Source organism: Wolbachia endosymbiont of Drosophila baimaii, from assembly GCF_028982185.1.
Classification (GTDB): Bacteria; Pseudomonadota; Alphaproteobacteria; order Rickettsiales; family Anaplasmataceae; genus Wolbachia; species Wolbachia pipientis.
In genome coordinates this window covers 1-2,013 of sequence record NZ_JAPQLE010000137.1, presented here as the reverse complement: position 1 = coordinate 2,013, position 2,013 = coordinate 1, and the positions used below count along the sequence as shown (strand labels likewise).

Annotated in this window: 2 protein-coding genes; both read left to right on the top strand. The window is 34.3% G+C overall.

Annotation, left to right across the window (positions count from 1 at the left end):
* Positions 1–501 (top strand): class I tRNA ligase family protein (locus OZD66_RS04840; protein ID WP_275022383.1); only part of this gene is annotated, 501 nt, incomplete at its 5' end.
* Positions 502–568: 67 nt separating this feature from the next.
* Positions 569–1,675: a hypothetical protein gene (locus OZD66_RS04835; protein WP_182366823.1), complete on the top strand. Its 1,107-nt coding sequence runs from the start codon at positions 569–571 to the stop codon at positions 1,673–1,675.
* Positions 1,676–2,013: the final 338 nt, after the last annotated feature.

Here is a 2,013-nt window from a genome sequence, read left to right as displayed (position 1 = left end):
TTTTTTTGGAAAGACTTTTGTGATAACTACTTGGAATTAGCAAAAAAGCGCGCATATGGAGATAAAGTAAACAGCGAAGCAAACTTAAGTGCAAAGCAAAGTTTGGCATATGTACTGAATATTATTTTGCGGTTATTTGCACCTTTTCTGCCGTACATTACGGAAGAGATATACCACCTGTTATATAGTTATAATTCTGTACACAATAAAAGTAATTGGCCGAGCAAAGAAGAACTTATCTACGATAAATATTCAGAGGAAATGGGAGACAATTGCGTGCGGATATTAAACATTATCAGAAAGATAAAAGCAGATAATAATGTATCAGTTAAGCATTTGATAAAGAAATTAGTGATAAAAGCAGATCTACGAGAGGACAAATTGAATCAATCCGCACAGGATGATTTGCAGGCAGTTTGCAATGCGGAAACGATAGAGTGGATGCAGTTTGAGCTTGAAACTGAAGACGGAAAATACATAGTGAATATAGACTTATACTGATTTTTATAGCTTTACTTCCTTTAATATCCATGCTATTGTAATCATTATTAGTTATGAGGGAATAATAATGGGGGGTTTATATAATAAAGCCAATGCACCTTATCTTATAGCTGGTGCTCTTGCTACTTTGGTATTGCTTGCGTCTGGGACACTTGCTGTTGCCCCTTATGTTAAGTTCTTGTCTTCAGTTGCAGCCTTTAATGTAGCTCTTCCTATTGCTTTGAGTTTGTCTAGACTTTTTATTTTGGTGCTTGCACTTTCATGTAAAATAATTAGTAATAATGAGAACAAAGATTTACGTGATAAAAATGTAGAATTGGAAGCAAAAGTAAAAGGTCAGTTAGAACATAAGGAGGAGATGCTTTCTCTTGAACACCAAGAGTTACGTGATGAAAATACAAGATTGAATGAAAGAGTGGATTCTTTAATAGAGGAATTATTTCAACCTCAAAGAGAAATAGATTCCTTAAAAAGGCAGTTAGATGAATTAAAAGATAAAGGAATTTCAGCTCCTTTATTAAAAGAAAGAATAACAGAATTGGAAACATGTTTAGAAAAGAGCAGGAAAAAAGCAGAAGAATTAGCAGTGCAGTTAAGAAAAGAAAAAGGTGAAACTTCTTGTTTACAATCTGAATTAGGGGATGTAGTAAAAAGAGAAAGACGATTGAAAGAAAAGTTAAGTGAAAAAGCGCAAGAAACGATCCAGCTAGCTGCAGATTTAGAACAAAAAGAAAAACTATGCAAGGAATTAGAAGAGGAAAAAACTGAAAATCTTGATAAGATCGGAAAGTTAAAAAAACTTTTGGATCAAGAAAGAAAAGGAAATGAAAAGTTGCGCAATAATAACAGTGAGTTGAAAAGTAGCGAAAAATATTTGGGTGACGAATGCAGTAAATTAAGAAGACATAAATCTGATTTGGAAAGAAAAGTTGAACATCTGCAAGCAGTAATTGGGCAGGAAGACGAGCAAAGTCATTCCATTTCTCCAGATATAAGCAGTGAACATTTATCAGAACTTGAAGGAATAGGTGAAAATGAGTCTGTTAATAAACAGTTCCCGAAACCAAAACCACCTTATATATCCACTCCAATAAGATCGCCATGTAAAAAGCTGAATGATGCTTCATGTGATTCTGGATATACCAGTATATGTTCTACCCCGATCAATAGCTAACTAGACATTATAAGTACAATGGTACACTCGATACACAAGGTCTAAGTCATTTTTTAGCTAGCAGGCTGAAAAAGGAAAGTTTGTTGTAGGTGCAGCACTATAATTCCTCCACAGATAAGAGAATTTTAATAAATATATACAAGACTGCTGGAGTTTTGTCCGTGGTGGGAGGGGAGTAATGAGCAATTTGCTTAGTGAGGCTAATGCATTTTATTTTGTAGCTAGTTCCTTAGCTACTCTTACGTTACTTATAGCACTTCTCATAATAGTCCAAAAAAGGTAAGATATGGATTTATAGTAGTGATGGTAAGCATGCCAGCAGCATATAGTTATGACTT

Bases quoted from the DNA above. Each gene is read 5' to 3' on its own strand.
- OZD66_RS04835 (WP_182366823.1), top strand. From the start codon at position 569: ATGGGGGGTTTATATAATAAAGCCAATGCACCTTATCTTATAGCTGGT.